The organism is Mammaliicoccus sp. J-M40, from assembly GCF_022386395.1.
GTDB classification, from domain to species: domain Bacteria; phylum Bacillota; class Bacilli; order Staphylococcales; family Staphylococcaceae; genus Mammaliicoccus; species Mammaliicoccus lentus.
This window is the reverse complement of record NZ_JAJNIQ010000001.1, coordinates 162,225-179,286: the sequence shown is the minus strand read 5'-3', so window position 1 is coordinate 179,286 and position 17,062 is coordinate 162,225. Positions and strand designations below refer to the sequence as shown.

Here is a 17,062-nt window from a genome sequence, read left to right as displayed (position 1 = left end):
TAAGCTTTGAACCAAGTGTTATAAAGGTTTTGAACACTTTTAATTCTTATAAAAGTTATCAGATATATACGTTACTCCTCTTTAATCATTCATTTTATTTATTGTTTATGATAAAAATAATAAATCATTTTTAATAGACTTAACTGCATACAATTTATGTATATTTTAATTGCTATTTTAATAGTGTAAGTGCATAATAAAATATATATTAAGACGTATTAAGGAAAGAAGGAATTAATTTTTATGTCAAATAATTTACAAAGGGAATTAAGTAATAGACACGTTCAACTAATTGCTATAGGTGGAGCAATAGGAACTGGTCTATTTTTGGGTGCAGGTGAAACAATACATTCAGCTGGCCCTTCAATTTTATTAACCTATATCATAATAGGTTTCATACTGTTTATGTTTATGAGAGCTTTAGGGGAAATATTATTATCTAATACAGACTTTCATTCATTTGCAGACGTTACACATACATATATTGGTCCATTTGCTGGATACATTACAGGTTGGACTTATTGGTTCTGTTGGATAGTTACCGGCATGGCAGAAGTAACAGCCGTAGCAAAATACATAAGCTTTTGGTTTCCTGAAATACCAACTTGGATTACAGCACTATTCACAATACTCGTACTAATGACAATGAATTTAATGACCGCAAAATTATTTGGAGAATTAGAATTTTGGTTCTCAATCATTAAAATTACAACAATTATTGCCTTAATTGTTGTAGGAATCATCATGCTAGTCATGGCTTATAAAACGCCATATGGTACAGCTTCACTTACTCATATTTGGAGTCATGGTGGATTGTTCCCTAATGGGATGAATGGATTTTTCTTATCATTCCAAATGGCGGCATTTTCATTCGTAGGTATTGAATTGATAGGTGTAACTGCAGGAGAGACTAAAGATCCACACAAAACTATTCCAAGAGCTATAAACAGCGTACCTATTAGAATTATGTTATTTTACGTAGGGTCACTAATCATTATCATGTCTATAACACCATGGAATCAAATTGATCCTGCTGAAAGCCCATTCGTAAAATTATTTGGTCTAATAGGCATACCTATTGCTGCTAGTATTATTAATTTTGTTGTCTTAACAGCAGCAGCTTCATCTTGTAACAGCGGTATTTTCTCTAATAGTAGAATGCTTTATGGTTTATCCCAAAACAATCAAGCAAATAAAGGTTTCGGTGAAACAAATAGCAGAGGCGTACCATATAAAGCAACTTTATTTAGCTGCTTATTATTAATGATATCTGTACTTTTAAACTATATTATTAAAGACGCAGGCGAAGTTTTTAAATATGTTACATCAGTATCTACTGTACTATTCTTAGTTGTTTGGTCATTGATAACAATAGCATATATTAGATATAGAAAATTGGCACCAGAACTTAACAAAACGTCAAACTTTAAATTACCTGGTGGTGTTCCGATGGCATGGATTACATTAATATTCTTTATTTTTGTATTTATATTGCTTATGACTAACAAAGTAACTTTAATCGCTATTTTAATTACACCAATTTGGTTTGTTATATTGACCATCATGTATTTTATACAAAAAAGAAAATTTAAATAGATTCACTTAAAAACTATCAAAATTCTTATTTATTAAAGAATTTTGATGGTTTTTTATTTATATATAAATAAAAAAAGTCCAAGACAAAAAATTGTCTCAGACTCTTTCATTATATTGATTAAAGTACGTTAGCGTATCCTTCATAAATCTTATGTTGTTTTGGATCTAAAGTGATTAATGTGCCGTCAACAATTTTTTGACGAGCATCTTCTACGCCAACTATAGTCGCAATACCTAAGTTTAATCCAACTACTGCAGCATGTGAAGTTAATCCACCTTCTTCAGTAACTAAACCTTTAGCATTTTCAAGGTAAGGAACCATATCAGCATCACTAGATTGTGTAATAACTATAGCTTCGCTTAAATCTTTATCTTCTAAATCTTCAGCTTTATCAACTACTACAGCTTTACCGACAGCAGATGAATGGCCAATACCTTGTCCTTTAGCTAAATCATCACCTACTAAGTGAATTTTCATTAAGTTAGTTGTACCTGTTTCACCTGTTGGTACACCAGCAGTAATGATGATTAAGTCACCATTATCCACTAAACCAGTATTTACTGCTGTTGAAACAGCATTGTTTAATAATTCGTCTGTAGTTTGTTTACCTTTTCTAACTACTGGTAAAACGCCCCAAACTAATGACATATGACGTGCAGTTGTTTCATTAGGTGTTACTGCAATAATATGAGAATGTGGTCTATATTTAGATATAGTTTGTGCAGTAGCACCACTTTCTGTTGCTGCTACAATTGATTCAACATTTAAGTTTAATGCAGTGTGAGCTACTGATACACCAATTGCATTAACTAAGTTTGTATCAATCATCTTAGAACGATCTGATAATAATTTTTTATAGTCTTGTGCTTTTTCAGCCGCTACTGCAATATTTTGCATTGTGCGAACAGCTTCTTCTGGATATAACCCAGCAGCTGTTTCACCTGATAACATAACAGCGTCTGATCCATCGTAAATAGCGTTAGCTACGTCACTTGCTTCAGCTCTCGTACAACGTGGGTTTCTTTGCATAGAATCCAACATTTGTGTTGCTGTAATAACAGGTTTACCTAGTTTATTACATTTTTGAATTAATTGTTTTTGTACCATTGGAACTTCTTCAGGTAAAATTTCAACACCCATATCTCCACGAGCAACCATTAAACCATCAGAAACTTGAAGGATTTCATCGATGTTTTCAATACCTTCTTCGTTTTCTATTTTTGGAATTATTTTAATGAAATCAGTATTACTTTCTTCTAAAATAGCGCGAATATCTAATACATCCGAAGGTCTTCTTACGAAACTCGCCGCTATGAAATCAATACCTTGTTCAATACCAAAACGAATATCACTAGCATCTTTATCTGTAATACCAGGTAAGCTTACTTTAACGCCTGGTAGGTTTACACCTTTTTTATTTTTAAGTTCTCCAGAGTTATCAACTGAACAATGAACTTCTCCTTTAGATGCATCAATAGATTTAACTGTTAATTCAATTAATCCGTCATCTAAAAGTATTTTAGAACCAACTTCAAGATCTTCAGCTAAATTCTCATAAGTTACTGAGAAAGCTTCTGTTGTCCCTTCTACTTCTGTAGTTTTAACAGTAATATCATCACCTTTAGTCAATTCAATAGAACCATTTTGCATAGTATGCGTTCTAATTTCTGGACCTTTAGTGTCTAATAAAATACCAATGTTTTTGTTTAATTTCTTACTTACTTTACGAATCGTATCGATACGATTTTTATGTTCGTCATGATCACCATGTGAAAAGTTTAATCTTGCAACGTTCATACCTGCAAGCATTAATTTTTCTAACATTTCTTCAGACTCTGAAGCTGGACCTATTGTACATACAATTTTTGTCTTTCTCATTTTAAATGACCTCCGTATTTTTGTTTTATATAGATAGCTGATTTGCTAATTCATACATTTTATTATCAATGCTATGCTCTGATTGGAATATTTCATCAAAGTTTGTACGAGTTAGTATATTTTTTTGGATACCAACTGCTTTTGCACTTTCGCCTTCAATAAGTAATTCTACTGCATATCCGCCCAATCTAGAAGCTAAAACTCTATCCATACCTGTTGGTGTACCACCACGTTGGATGTGTCCTAAACAAGAAACACGTGTATCTATATTTATAAATTTCTTAAGCTCTTCGCCACATTGATTACCTGTCATAACGCCTTCAGCACAAACAATGATTGAATGTTTTTTACCACGTTCCATACCTTGTTGAATCTTTTCAGCAATTTCTTCAATGTCAGATTTAACTTCAGGTATTAATATTGTTTCAGCTCCAGCAGCAAGTCCAGACCATAAAGCTAAGTCTCCTGCATCTCTTCCCATTACTTCTATAATAAAAGTACGTTCATGGCTTGATGCTGTATCACGAATTTTATCGACTGAATCAATAATCGTATTAAGTGCAGTATCAAAACCAATTGTAAAATCTGTACCATTTATGTCATTATCGATTGTTCCTGGTACGCCGATTGTTTTAAGACTTTTAGCTTCTTCACTTAATCTTTGTGCACCTCTGTAGCTACCATCTCCGCCGATAACTACTAACCCTTCAATACCTCTTTTTTCAAGGTTTTCAATTGCTTTAGCGCGGACTTCTTTTTCTTTAAATTCTGGACATCTAGCAGAATATAAGAAAGTTCCACCTCGTTGAATCATATCTCCAACTGATCCTAATTCTAGTTTTTCAATGTTATCATTAATTAAACCTAGATAACCTTGATAGACACCATAAACTTCAATATCATGGTATATTGCTTTACGAACGACAGCACGAATAGCTGCATTCATCCCTGGTGAATCTCCACCACTCGTTAATACTGCAATTTTTTTCATAAATATACAGACCTCTCTTAATATATGATTGTTAATTTAAAAATAACACAAATGTGAACTTGATTCCATTAAAACTAACGTTATTTAGATATGTAAACGTCTTCTTTGATAAAGCTTCACACTTTCACAATAATCAATTTATTGAAAACGTTTTATAATAATGAATATTATGCATATATACTCATTATAAACAAAAAGAAAAGTCTTACATAAGTAAAAGACTTTTCTTTTTGTTTATAAAATATTAATCAATATAACTTCCAATATTTCGGTACTTATTAAATCTATCTTCTACTAAATTATCAGGTGATAATTTTCTCAGCTCTGATAAATGAAGTTCCAAAGAATTTTTAATTAGTTTAGCTTGGTTTTCGACATCTTTATGTGCACCACCAAATGGTTCTTTAATAACTTCATCTACAACATCCAATTCATTTAAATCAGGTGCAGTAATTTTCATTGTCTCAGCAGCCATTTGAGCTAAATTAGAATCTTTCCATAGTAAAGCAGCTGCCCCTTCTGGTGATATAACAGAATATGTACTATTTTCTAACATCAGTAAGCGGTTTGTAACACCTAATCCAAGCGCGCCACCACTGCCTCCTTCACCTATTACAATTGAAATAACAGGCACACTTAAAGAAGCCATTTCTACTAAATTTTTAGCAATAGATTCACTTTGACCTCTTTCTTCGGCAGCTTTTCCTGGATAGGCACCTTTAGTATCGATAAACGTAACAATTGGTCTATTGAATTTCTCCGCTTGTTTCATTAATCTCAATGCTTTCCTATATCCTTCAGGGTGAGCCATACCAAAGTTTCTATATATATTGTCTTTCGTATCTTTACCACGTTGATGACCGATAACAGTTACAGGGACACCGTTAAAATAAGCTAATCCACCAATTAAAGCCGGATCATCTCTGAATGTGCGGTCACCATGTAATTCAATAAATTCATCAAAAATATACGGAATATAATCTAAAGTAGTTGGTCTTTCCTGTAGCCTTGCGAGTTGTACTCTATCCCATGGTTGTAAGTTTTCATATATTTTCTCTGTTTCTTTTATTAATGTTGCTTCTAGCATTTCAATTTCATCTGCTAGATTAACATTATGCTTTTCTTGATAAGCTTTTATTGATTCAATTTTTTCTTTTATTTCCTTTAGTGGCTTTTCAAATTCAAGCATTATCTTTCACCTCATTATAATGCATACTTAGTACTGTACTAAGTGTACGGTACATATCTTTTCTATGCACTACTTTATCTAATTGACCGTGTTCTAACAAGAATTCAGCAGTTTGAAAATCATCCGGTAATTTTTCACTAATTGTTTGTTCTATAATTCTACGACCCGCAAAGCCAATTAAAGCTCTAGGCTCAGCAAAATTCAAATCACCAACTGAAGCAAAACTTGCAGAAACACCACCTGTTGTTGGGTGGGTCATATATGAAATAAATAATAAACCTTTATCACTATGACGCTTAATAGAAACACTAGTCTTGGCCATTTGCATGAGTGAGATAATACCTTCTTGCATTCTTGCTCCACCACTTGCTGTAAATAAAACAAAAGGCAAATTGTTATCAGTGCAGTAATCTACTATTCTACAAATTTTTTCGCCTACAACTGCGCCCATACTACCCATTCTAAATCTAGAATCCATAACACAAACACCATATGGAACGCCATCTATTTTTGAAATACCAGTTACTACTGCATCATTCAAACCTGTTTTCTGTCTGTCTTTTTGTAGTTTTTCTTCATAACCTGGAAATTCTAATGGATTCGCTGCTATCATCCCTGCATCAAATTCCTGGAATGCACCTTCATCGCTTATAGCTTGAATTCTATCATGAGCAGTTAAAGGTATATGATGATCACAATTGAAACAAACATTCAAGTTTTGTACAAGTTCTTTAGTATACATAATTTTTTTACATTTAGGGCATTTCGTCATAATACCTTCAGGAACGTCGTTATCTTTGCTGTTTTGAACTGTCACATATTTTTTCTTTTTCTGGTTACGATTGAACAAGTCTTTAAACATGTCACTACCCCCTGACTTAATTACTATTATCTCTTTCAAATCTATCGCTATATTGAGAGAGTAACTTCCAAATCATATACATAATTTGGTTATTATTTGAAGAAACAAGTTCTTCTTTTGATTGTGCTTCAATGTTAGTATGCTCTTCACAGAAGTTCTCAATCATCCACTTAAGTTCGTTTATTTCATCTAATTGAGAATCATTGTGTATCAAAAATCTACCAATTAAATCAAAAAGTTGGTGTTGGTACATATCACTTAAGAATGTACCTTCACCTCTTCTCGTATGTATCACACCTAGTAACTCTAAAGCTCTAAGTGCTTCTCTTATACTTGAACGTCCAACATTAAGCGTATCGCTGAGAAATCTTTCAGAAGGTAGTTTTTCTCCCACTTGAATATTTTTTTCAACAATAATTGTTTGAATTTGTTCAACAATTTTGATTAAACCTTTTTGTTTATCTTTATCCAATGTGGTGTCTCCTTCCGAAATTATGATAAATCTGCTAGTTCATATGTCTTACGTTCAATTTCATCTATATCTACTTCAATACGTGCAACGCCTGATTCCATTCCTGCTTTAGCTACCGCCTTTGCTACGTAAGGTGCTACTCTAGGATCAAATGGGCCTGGGATGACATAGTCAGCGTTTAATTCTTTATCTGAAACTAAGTTAGCGATTGCTTCAACAGCTGCTTGTTTCATTTCTTCATTAATATGAGTCGCACGAATATCTAATGCACCTCTAAATATACCAGGGAATGCTAGGACATTATTAATTTGGTTTGGAAAGTCAGAACGACCTGTACCGATTACTTTTGCTCCTGCTTCTTTAGCTATATCTGGCATGATTTCTGGAACTGGATTTGCCATTGCGAAGATAATTGAATCTTCAGCCATAGTGTCAACCATATCTTTAGTTAGAGCACCTTCAACAGACACACCAATAAAGACATCAGCATCATTAATGACATCTTCTAATTTACCTTCAATTTTATCTTTGTTAGTCCATTTAGCTACAAATTCTTTAGTAGGGTTCATGCCATATTCACGACCTTCAAAGATTGCACCTCTAGAATCACACATAATCATATTTCTAACACCATAACTGTATAGAAGTTTGATAATTGCGATACCTGCTGCACCTGCTCCGTTTAATACAACTTTGATATCAGCTAAATCTCTATCCGTCAATTTAAGCGCGTTTAATAAGCCTGCAACTGTAACAATTGCAGTTCCGTGTTGATCATCATGAAAAACTGGTATTTTTGTTTCTTTTTTTAGTCTTTCTTCAATTTCAAAACATCTTGGAGCTGAAATATCTTCTAGGTTTACGCCACCATAATTTGGCTCTAGTAACTTCACTGTATTTACGATTTCATCTACATCAACTGTATTTAATGCAATTGGAATACCATCTACTCCAGCAAAACTTTTAAATAATACAGCTTTACCTTCCATTACCGGTATACTTGCTTCTGGACCAATATCCCCTAATCCAAGAACAGCTGTACCATCAGTTATAACAGCTACTGCATTAGATTTCATTGTGTAATCATAAACCTTGCGGACATCTTCATGAATGTCCTTACATGGTTCAGCTACCCCTGGAGAATAAGCTAAACTTAATTCTTCTTTATTTGTGACTTTAACTTTTGCGTAAACTCCTAATTTTCCTTGTTTTTCTTTGTGCATGTATAAAGCATCGTCTCTTAATGACAATATAATCATCCCTTCGTTATTATATGTATCTCCCAATATATTATACATGAAATTTCCTATTTTTAATTAAAAAATTCTCCATAGTGGTCAGACCACCATGGAGAATACTATATCATAATTTAATTGATTAATAAAGCCTATATCAATCGTATATTTTCGTAACCTATCATATCGATAAAATCTTTAATATTTCCTTTATCAGAATTTAAATAACCCATATTATGAGATGTATAATCTTCGTCATTAAAATAAGTTACCTTAATGCCACTTTTATGATTTTGTGTAACCCAATCATTAAGTTCAAATACATTTCGAACAACTAATTCAGAAGTTGTTTTGATTTTGTACTCTTTATAATCTTCTAATAAATCTATTTGGTTGATAATTATTTGCATTTTACCATTTCTGTTTTCGAATTTGCCTTGAATAATTAAAGGTTTATTTTCTATATTCATTGTTTCAATTTTTTTATACGTATCCGGAAAAATAACGCCTTCAACTTCATTAACGCCGTCAATTAAATTAACGAATGCCATGTTTTGTCCTTTTTTAGTTCTTATTTTTCTTAAAGAAGCAATCATAACAAGCATTGGCACTTTATCGTTTTGTACTCTAATTGGATAAATCGTTAAATATTGATGCTGCTTAAATAATGTTAAGATAGGATGTTCTGTAGCATAAAATCCTAAATATTCTTTTTCATATTCACTTTTCATTAAACTAGGCATTTCTTCTACTTCTTTAAATTCTTTTTTAACATTTAAACCCAACTCTGAAAGTAAATTATTCGCATCTCCAACAGATGCGCTACTTTCGAAAACATCATCTAAAGACTGTAGCATTGTTGCTCTAGTTTGCTTAAAATCATCTAACGCCCCAGCATAAATAAGTGCTTGAATTAGTTTTTTATTCTTAACTTTATTTGGTAGCCTATGCACTAAGTCGTACATATCTTTATAAGGTCCTCTATACTTTCTTTCTTCTACTAAACTCTTTACGCTTTGATAACCGACAGTTTTAATTGCACCTAAAGATGTGTATATACCAGTTTTGGTTGCTTTGTAGAACCATTCACTATGATTAATAGATGGCGGATAAATTTTTACACCTATCCTTTTTAATTCTGTAACCATTTGTTCAGTTTTATTTTCATTACCAACTACATTAGATAAAATAGATGCATAAAAGTAAGTAGGATAATGCACTTTTAAATAAGTCATAATGTAAGCTATTTTACTATATGCGACAGCATGAGCTTTAGGGTAACCATAATCAGCGAATTTTAAAATTAAATCAAAAATTTTAATAGCTGTCTGTTCTTCATAACCACGACTTAAACTTCCATTTATAAAATGTTTTCTTTCATTTTCAAGAACAGATCTATTTTTCTTACTCATAGCCCTTCTTAAAATATCAGCTTCACCATAGGAGAAACCAGCAAATTTACTAGCTATTTGCATAATTTGTTCTTGATAAATAATAACACCATATGTAGACTTTAAGATTTCTTCTAAATCAGGATGCAAGTATTCAATTGGTTCAACTTTTCTTCTTCTTTTTATATAAGTAGGTATTTCTTCCATAGGTCCTGGTCTATATAAAGAAGTCACTGCTACTATATCTAAGAAATGGTCAGGTTTTAACCTTTTCAACACACTTCTTACACCTTGAGATTCTAGTTGGAATATTCCAGTAGTTTCTCCACGTGATAATAGTTGAAATACTTTTTGATCATCATAAGGTATATTTTCGATATCAATTTCAGTTTTTTCTTGATACTTAACTTGATTCACAACTTGCTGAATGATTGATAAATTCCTTAATCCTAAAAAGTCGATTTTTAACAGACCTAATTTTTCAGTTTCTGTCATCGTCCATTGTGTTAATACACCTGTATCTCCCATCATTGTCGGTACAAATTCATGTAAAGGTTGATCGTTTATAATGATACCTGCTGCGTGTGTCGAAGTATGTCTTGGTAAACCTTCTAATTGTTTACATAATTGGAACCATTTTTCGTTTAAATGGTTTTTACTGACGAATTGTTTAAATTCATCACTTTCATATGCCTCGTCTAAAGTTATACCTAACTTGTGTGGTATTAACTTAGATATATAATTTAAAGTTGGTTCATCAAATTGTAATATTCTACCTACATCTCTGGCAACTGCTCGTGCTAGCAAATGACCGTAAGTCACTATACCTGCTACTCTATTATCACCGTACTTCTCTTGGACATATTGAATAACTTTATCCCGCTTCGTATCTTGGAAATCAATATCAATATCCGGCATAGTTACACGTTCTGGATTTAGAAAACGCTCAAATAATAGGTCATATTCAATAGGATCCAATGTCGTAATATTTAGTATATAACTTACGAGCGAACCACCTGAAGAGCCACGCCCTGGACCAACTAACACATCATTTGATTTCGCATAATTAATTAAGTCACTCACTATAAGGAAGTAATCTGAATATCCCATGGATACTATAATGTCATACTCATATTTCAACCTTTCAGCATAAGTGTCATTAAATTGTGGAACGTTTGATTTATTGTTCATCAATAATTCCCACAGATAAGTATCACTATCTTTGCCATTTGGGGTAACATACTTCGGCAATAAATCTTGATGGTATTGAATTTGTACATTACATTTTTCAGCTATTTCATCAGTTGTTTTGATAAATTTAGATGAGACGTCAATTTGGCTTAATTCTTCCATAGTTAAAAAATGTTGGTTTAAATGCGTATTAAAATCAGATATTGTTAATTTTTCATTATTTTTAATAGCATTTAATGCAATTAAACTATCGCTATCTTCATCATTTAAATATAAAGCTGATTGCATATACACTTTTTTATAATTTTCTTCAACTGATGAATCATGGGATATGTACTTGTCTTGGTCAGATATTTTTATTGAATGGAATAAATGTTCATTATCAATATTTAAGTTTTTACCTATTATGATTAAACCTTCTGAATAAGTATTTAACCACTCGATTGGCGTTGAATGTCTTTCTTTAAGAGATATCGCTGAAGATAATTTAACTAAATTTTGATAACCAGATTGATTTTTGGCTAACAACACACATTCTAATTCATTTAATTGATCATCTAAATAAATGGTCAAACCAAATATAGGTTTAATACCTTGTTTTAAACATTCATCATAAAATTGCAAAGCTCCATACATGACATTTAAATCTGTTATAGCAAGCGCTTGATAATTTTCATTTTTAGCCTTTTTAATAACATCTGGAATTCTCAAACTAGAATTCAACAAATCAAATGACGAATGAATATTTAAATGACTTACCATGCGCTTTACCTCCTATATTTCAGATTTAATATCTCTAGCTAATTCATCGAACTCTTCCCAACTGTATACAGAAGCACCTGATGCATTAGGGTGTCCTCCACCATTGTATTTTGCCGCAATATGATTTATTTTTATACCTTTAGATCTAATGCGACATCTAATTTCTTTTCCTTCATCGACTGCAAACACCCAAGCTTTCACACCTTTAATATCTGCAACTGCATTGACAAATAATGATGCTTCATTTGGTAAAATATCAAATTTTTCTAATATATCTTTCGTTATTTTTATATAACAAAATCCGTTTCCATCATAGTTGAAGTTTTGAAGGATGTACCCTTGAAAATGTAATAGCTTTGGTTCACGTTCACTAAGTTGATTAAGCATTTCATTGCGGTTAAATTCTTTAGTCATAAGTGAAGCGGCTACTTCCATAGTATGAGGTGTCGTATTATCAAACAAGAAACGACCAGTATCTCCTACTATACCTAAATATAATACACGACTTGCTTTTGTATTAATTTCAGATTGGTTTAAATTCCACTCTTGATTTAAATCATAAATAATTTCACTTGTTGAAGAGGCTTCAGTGTTAACATAATTAATATCGCCATATGAATCAACTGGTGGATGATGATCTATTTTAATGAGCTCTTTACCTATTTTAAATCGATTATCATCGATTCTTGGTTCATTTGCCGTATCACAAATTATTACTAAAGCATTTTGGTATACTTCATCCTCAATATTGTCTAATTCACCAATAAACTCTAATGAAGGTTCTGATTGTCCAACTGCATAAATATTTTTTTCGGGAAAAGCTTCTTCTAAAATATATTTCAGTCCTAGTTGCGAGCCGTAAGCATCAGGGTCTGGTCTTACATGTCTATGTATAATTATTGTTTCGTATTCTTTAATTTTATTTAAAATGTCATTCATATTGGTCCCTCTTTCTATATATTTACTTATATTTTATAAATTGATATAATGCTTCTTGGTAGGAGGATTAAACTATGTCACCTGAAATTATGTCCGTATTGGTTGCGTTATCCGTAACCGTAATGATTCTCGCTTTAATTTTTACTATTTTAAACTTTGCCCGTTCATTCAGAACAAAAAGAGATGTTAGAAAAGCATATCATAAAGAACGTGCGAGATTTTTCTTTGGTATCTTCTTAATAGCATTCTCAGCAGACCAAGTACTTTTGTTTCCAACTTTAGTTACTTACATAATTGTCTTAGTATTGGTGTTCTTTGGTATTGTTAATATTACCTATGGACATAAAGCAAGTAAATACTTTAAAGGTAATTTACCGATTGAGAACAAAGCTTGGGAAGAATTCGAACGAAAAAAACGTAATCAATCATCTTAAAAACGGAGTGGGACAGAAACCTCATTTTACTAAAAAGGTTTCGTTGCCCCACCCCGGCAAGAATAATTAGAATTGAAAAGCTTGATATAAGTGCATTTTCAGTTCAGTCATCTATTGCCAATATTTTTCTTTGGTCTGGAGCATTTATTGTTTTCCAGACTTTTTTATTTATCTAGTAATTGACACATCAACAATGCTTTCGCAACAGTATTATTACCATTCATCATAGATATTTCAAATTTAGCAGACAACCTGCCCATATCTAAAACTGATATATTAACAGTAACTTCTTCATCAATTTGTACCGTTTTAAAATAATAAATGTCTATATGTTCAATCATCAACTCTGATTTCTTCAATTTTCTCACTTCATATCTAAGTGCTTCTTCTATTACTGCTATATAAATTGATTTCGTCATCATACCAAATTGATTTGTAAGTTGTGGAGAAATATTAACTTTTATTTTGCCGTTCTCCATACTAATTTGTTTAGCAATTTGATCATGAATTGTTTCTCCTATCTGAGGCTGTCTACTCATCAGTTGCATTGTCTTTAACACATCTTCTCTTGAGATTATACCAATTAATTCTTTCGTATTTGAGACAACTGGTAACAATTCAATACCTTCCCAAATCATCAAATGAGCACATGTAGCTATCGTTGTATTTAAATGCGCAACGATTGGTGCTTTAGTCATTAAAGCTTTAATCTGTTTATCTGGCTCTTCATTAACAATATCTTTACTCGTTAAAATACCGATGACCTTTAGTTCATTATCGACAACTGGAAATCTAGTATGAGAAGTTTGTTGTGACATTTCGTTCCAATCTCTCACTTTTTGGTTATCAAATAAATAAGAAGTTTCTTCAATTGGTATCATGATATCTTCTACCATAAGAATTTCTTTTTTAATCATTTGGTCATAAATAGCTCGATTGATTGCATTGGCTACTAAAAACGTATCATAATTAGAAGATATTATAGGTAAATCATGCTCATTGGCATATTCGATAATGTCATCATCCGCTTCAAATCCACCCGTTATTAATACGGCTGAACCTCTTTTCAACGCTTCCATTTGAACATCTGCTCTATTACCGACTATAAGCAATGTATTCATCGTTAAGTATTTAACAACATCTTTGATTTCCATAGCACCAATTGCAAATTTAGATAACGTTTTATGCAAGCCTTGTTTACCACCTAAAACTTGTCCATCTACTATTTTCACAATTTCATTAAAAGTTAAGTTTTCAATTTGTTCTCTTGATTTTCTTTCAATTCTAACTGTACCTACTCTATCAATTGATGCTACTAACCCTTTATTATCAGCTTCTTTTATCGCCCTGTATGCAGTACCTTCTGAAACATTTAAATCTTTAGCAATCTGTCTGACAGAGATTTTATGTCCAACAGATAACGATTCAATGTACTTTATTATTTGTTCATGTTTCGTCATGTTTTATACCCTCTATCGATTATAATGAATTAATTATATTATACATTCTTGAGAGATTAAAAGATATGTTTACATAAGAAAGAATCATTAACAAAATATAAGAGACTGGGACATTTATTTCTATCTCAGCCTCTTATATTAATTATAATTCTACATGTTCACCTGGTTTTAAAATATGAACTTCTGCTTTTGTTACAGCTTTTTCAAATTCTTTTGGATCTTGTTTAATTAAATCAAATGTGTCGTAATGGATTGGAACGACTTTTTTAGGTTTGATAAACTCATTGATGGCATAACTTGCATCATCAATGCCCATTGTAAAGTTGTCGCCGATTGGTACAAAACATAAATCAACAGGATGTCTATCAGCTATTAACTTCATATCGCTGAATAAACCTGTATCACCTGTATGATAAATTGTGCCACCTTCAGTTTCTAGAACAATACCTGCAGGCATTCCTAAATAAATTATTTCGCCATTTTCTTCTGTAAAACTATTACTGTGGAATGCTTGAACAAATTTTACTTTACCAAAATTAAATTCAATGTTCCCACCAATATTCATTGGATGTAGGTTTTCAAGTCCATGTTTATTAGATAAATAATCAATTGCTTCAGGTAATGCAATAACTAGTGCACCTGTTCTTTTAGCAATATTTACTGTATCCCCAATATGGTCGCCATGACTGTGTGTCAATATGATATAATCTGCTTCTACTTCATCTACATTTAAGTCACTCATAGGATTGCCAGATATAAATGGGTCTACAATCACTTTATGATTTTTACTTTCGAAATATATAACTGATTGACCATGAAATGATACTTTCATGAATTTCCCTCCTCACAATATCTTTTCTCTATATTATATACCCTAAATTTGAATTTATTAAGCAGGAAGTCTAGAATAATGATGTACGAAAGATAATTGGGAGGCTGAATTATGAAACACAATGAAATTACAACGTTTTTAAATGAGAAAAATGTAGATGCTGCATGGATAACAACACCTTTAAATATTTTTTATTTAACTGGTTATTTATCTGAACCTCATGAACGTTTATTTAGTTTATTAATTACAAAAGACGGAGAAGAAACACTATTTTGTCCAAAAATGGAAGTTGAAGAAGCTAAAAATGCTGGGTTCAAAGGGGATATCGTTGGATATTTAGATACTGAATCAGCTTTTGACTTAATTGAAGAAAGAACTTATAAAACTTTCGCTATTGAATCCGAACATTTATCTGTTAAACGTTTTCGCGAAGTAGAAAAAGCTTTTAATGTTGAAAAATTCGAAGATATTGATCAAGTGTTGAAAGATGTAAGAAACATTAAAACTCAAAATGAAATTGAATTATTGCATGAAGCGGCTAAATACGCAGATTTAGCAATTAAAGCTGGTGCCGAAAAATTGGCTGAAGGTGTAACTGAAATCGAAGTACTTAATCATATTGAAACAACTATGAAGCAACATGGTATTTCAAAAATGAGCTTTGATACGATGGTATTATTCGGAGATCACGCAGCAGCACCACATGGTACCCCGGGAGATAGAAAATTACAAAACAATGAATATGTTTTATTTGATTTAGGTGTTATATACAAAGGTTACTGCTCGGACATTACAAGAACAATAGCATTTGGTACACCTTCTGAAAAAGCTCAAGAAATTTATAACATTGTATTAGAAGCAAATAAAAAAGCAATTGATATTATTAAACCAGGCGTTAAAATCTCTGAATGTGATAAAGTAGCACGAGATATTATAAGTAATGCTGGATATGGTGATTACTTCCCACATAGACTCGGTCACGGTTTAGGATTAAGTGTTCATGAATTCCCTGATATTTCTAGCGTTAACACAGATACATTTAAAGAAGGTATGGTTTTAACTGTTGAACCAGGCATTTATGTTCCTGGAGTAGCTGGTGTTAGAATTGAAGACGATATTGTCGTAACAAAAGACGGCCATGAATTTTTAACAGGTTATGAAAAATGATAAAAGAATCTTGCGTTGAAACAATTGAACAAATTAACCATGCGATTAAAAACGGAGCAAATCGTATAGAATTATGCGATAACTTATCTGTAGGTGGCACTACACCTAGCTATGGTATGGTTAAAATTGCAACTGAGTTATGTCATCAAAATGATGTACAAGTTGCTGTTATGATTAGGCCTAGGGGTGGAGACTTTAATTACGATTATTTTGAATATGAAGTAATGAGACAAGATATTATTCAACTTAAAACTTTAAATGTAGACGCATTTGTTTTTGGTTGTTTAGATGAAAATGAACAGCTCGATGAATGGAAAATGGATGCTTTAAAAGAAACATGCGGAGATACACACGCTGTATGTCACATGGCATTTGATTTAATCAATCCATATATTCAATTAAAGTCTCTTGATTGGCTAATTGACCACGGTTTTGAGCGCTTGTTAACACATGGCGGCCCAAGTGACCAATCAGTCTTTGATAACGTATTCCATCTCGGTAAATTGCTAATGCATTCAAAAGGCAACATCACAATTATGCCAGGTGGCGGACTTAATAAAGATAATTTACAAACATTACTTAACGACATACCGTTTGATGAAGTACATGGAACTAAGATTGTCTAAATTATAAAAGACAAATCTGAATTAATATCAGATTTG

The 17,062-nt window shown here is 32.0% G+C and carries 14 protein-coding genes; 4 read left to right on the top strand and 10 right to left on the bottom strand.

Translation table 11 applies throughout. The annotated features are described in order from the left end of the window. The first annotated feature begins 243 nt into the window (after positions 1–243). A complete protein-coding gene (locus LQ688_RS01000) occupies positions 244–1,596 on the top strand; it encodes an amino acid permease (RefSeq protein WP_064204347.1) in 1,353 nt (450 codons plus the stop codon). A gap of 118 nt (positions 1,597–1,714) precedes the next feature. On the opposite strand, the gene pyk is transcribed toward LQ688_RS01000, so the two are convergent. The 8 genes from pyk to LQ688_RS00960 all read right to left on the bottom strand — a co-directional run bounded on the left by pyk (position 1,715) and on the right by LQ688_RS00960 (position 12,507). After that, positions 1,715–3,475 (bottom strand): pyruvate kinase, encoded by a 1,761-nt coding sequence (pyk, locus tag LQ688_RS00995; protein ID WP_239752535.1) that lies wholly within the window; start codon positions 3,473–3,475, stop codon positions 1,715–1,717. A gap of 25 nt (positions 3,476–3,500) precedes the next feature. After that, positions 3,501–4,466: a 6-phosphofructokinase gene (pfkA, locus tag LQ688_RS00990; RefSeq protein WP_017000651.1), complete on the bottom strand. Its 966-nt coding sequence runs from the start codon at positions 4,464–4,466 to the stop codon at positions 3,501–3,503. 244 nt (positions 4,467–4,710) lie between these two features. Further along, positions 4,711–5,655, bottom strand: a complete 945-nt coding sequence (accA, locus tag LQ688_RS00985) for an acetyl-CoA carboxylase carboxyl transferase subunit alpha (RefSeq protein WP_017000650.1) — start codon at positions 5,653–5,655, stop codon at positions 4,711–4,713. Further along, on the bottom strand, positions 5,648–6,517 hold the full coding sequence (gene accD, locus LQ688_RS00980) for an acetyl-CoA carboxylase, carboxyltransferase subunit beta (protein WP_017000649.1): 870 nt from the start codon (positions 6,515–6,517) through the stop codon (positions 5,648–5,650). The genes accA and accD overlap by 8 nt, the downstream gene beginning before the upstream one ends. 16 nt (positions 6,518–6,533) lie before the next feature. Beyond that, the gene (locus LQ688_RS00975) at positions 6,534–6,989 is read right to left on the bottom strand and encodes a FadR/GntR family transcriptional regulator (protein ID WP_017000648.1); all 456 of its coding nucleotides are present in this window, start codon (positions 6,987–6,989) and stop codon (positions 6,534–6,536) included. Between the two features lie 20 nt (positions 6,990–7,009). Continuing rightward, positions 7,010–8,239, bottom strand: coding sequence for an NADP-dependent malic enzyme (gene ystJ, locus LQ688_RS00970; protein ID WP_070044736.1), 1,230 nt, complete (start codon positions 8,237–8,239; stop codon positions 7,010–7,012). Between the two features lie 137 nt (positions 8,240–8,376). Further along, positions 8,377–11,568 carry a DNA polymerase III subunit alpha gene (locus tag LQ688_RS00965; protein WP_239752534.1) on the bottom strand — a complete coding sequence of 1,064 codons (3,192 nt, stop codon included), beginning with the start codon at positions 11,566–11,568 and terminating at the stop codon, positions 8,377–8,379. A gap of 12 nt (positions 11,569–11,580) precedes the next feature. After that, a complete protein-coding gene (locus LQ688_RS00960) occupies positions 11,581–12,507 on the bottom strand; it encodes a DHH family phosphoesterase (protein WP_103269189.1) in 927 nt (308 codons plus the stop codon). A 74-nt stretch (positions 12,508–12,581) separates the two neighbouring features. Between LQ688_RS00960 and LQ688_RS00955 the strand changes: the two genes are divergently transcribed. After that, positions 12,582–12,941 carry a YtpI family protein gene (locus tag LQ688_RS00955; RefSeq protein ID WP_064204351.1) on the top strand — a complete coding sequence of 120 codons (360 nt, stop codon included), beginning with the start codon at positions 12,582–12,584 and terminating at the stop codon, positions 12,939–12,941. A 164-nt stretch (positions 12,942–13,105) separates the two neighbouring features. Here LQ688_RS00955 and LQ688_RS00950 read toward each other — a convergent pair whose 3' ends face one another. Together LQ688_RS00950 and LQ688_RS00945 are read right to left on the bottom strand one after the other, a co-directional pair. After that, on the bottom strand, positions 13,106–14,401 hold the full coding sequence (locus LQ688_RS00950) for a DRTGG domain-containing protein (protein ID WP_017000643.1): 1,296 nt from the start codon (positions 14,399–14,401) through the stop codon (positions 13,106–13,108). A 142-nt stretch (positions 14,402–14,543) separates the two neighbouring features. Next, positions 14,544–15,233 (bottom strand): metal-dependent hydrolase, encoded by a 690-nt coding sequence (locus LQ688_RS00945; protein ID WP_017000642.1) that lies wholly within the window; start codon positions 15,231–15,233, stop codon positions 14,544–14,546. A 108-nt stretch (positions 15,234–15,341) separates the two neighbouring features. Between LQ688_RS00945 and LQ688_RS00940 the strand changes: the two genes are divergently transcribed. Beyond that, the gene (locus LQ688_RS00940; protein ID WP_481817146.1) at positions 15,342–16,400 is read left to right on the top strand and encodes a M24 family metallopeptidase; all 1,059 of its coding nucleotides are present in this window, start codon (positions 15,342–15,344) and stop codon (positions 16,398–16,400) included. Continuing rightward, positions 16,397–17,026 (top strand): copper homeostasis protein CutC, encoded by a 630-nt coding sequence (locus tag LQ688_RS00935; protein ID WP_017000640.1) that lies wholly within the window; start codon positions 16,397–16,399, stop codon positions 17,024–17,026. Before LQ688_RS00940 ends, LQ688_RS00935 begins: the two co-directional genes overlap by 4 nt. Positions 17,027–17,062 lie beyond the last annotated feature (36 nt).

Bases quoted from the DNA above. Each gene is read 5' to 3' on its own strand.
- LQ688_RS01000 (WP_064204347.1), top strand. From the start codon at position 244: ATGTCAAATAATTTACAAAGGGAATTAAGTAATAGACACGTTCAACTA.
- pyk (WP_239752535.1), bottom strand. From the start codon at position 3,475: ATGAGAAAGACAAAAATTGTATGTACAATAGGTCCAGCTTCAGAGTCT.
- pfkA (WP_017000651.1), bottom strand. From the start codon at position 4,466: ATGAAAAAAATTGCAGTATTAACGAGTGGTGGAGATTCACCAGGGATG.
- accA (WP_017000650.1), bottom strand. From the start codon at position 5,655: ATGCTTGAATTTGAAAAGCCACTAAAGGAAATAAAAGAAAAAATTGAA.
- accD (WP_017000649.1), bottom strand. From the start codon at position 6,517: ATGTTTAAAGACTTGTTCAATCGTAACCAGAAAAAGAAAAAATATGTG.
- LQ688_RS00965 (WP_239752534.1), bottom strand. From the start codon at position 11,568: ATGGTAAGTCATTTAAATATTCATTCGTCATTTGATTTGTTGAATTCT.
- LQ688_RS00960 (WP_103269189.1), bottom strand. From the start codon at position 12,507: ATGAATGACATTTTAAATAAAATTAAAGAATACGAAACAATAATTATA.
- LQ688_RS00955 (WP_064204351.1), top strand. From the start codon at position 12,582: ATGTCACCTGAAATTATGTCCGTATTGGTTGCGTTATCCGTAACCGTA.
- LQ688_RS00950 (WP_017000643.1), bottom strand. From the start codon at position 14,401: ATGACGAAACATGAACAAATAATAAAGTACATTGAATCGTTATCTGTT.
- LQ688_RS00945 (WP_017000642.1), bottom strand. From the start codon at position 15,233: ATGAAAGTATCATTTCATGGTCAATCAGTTATATATTTCGAAAGTAAA.
- LQ688_RS00935 (WP_017000640.1), top strand. From the start codon at position 16,397: ATGATAAAAGAATCTTGCGTTGAAACAATTGAACAAATTAACCATGCG.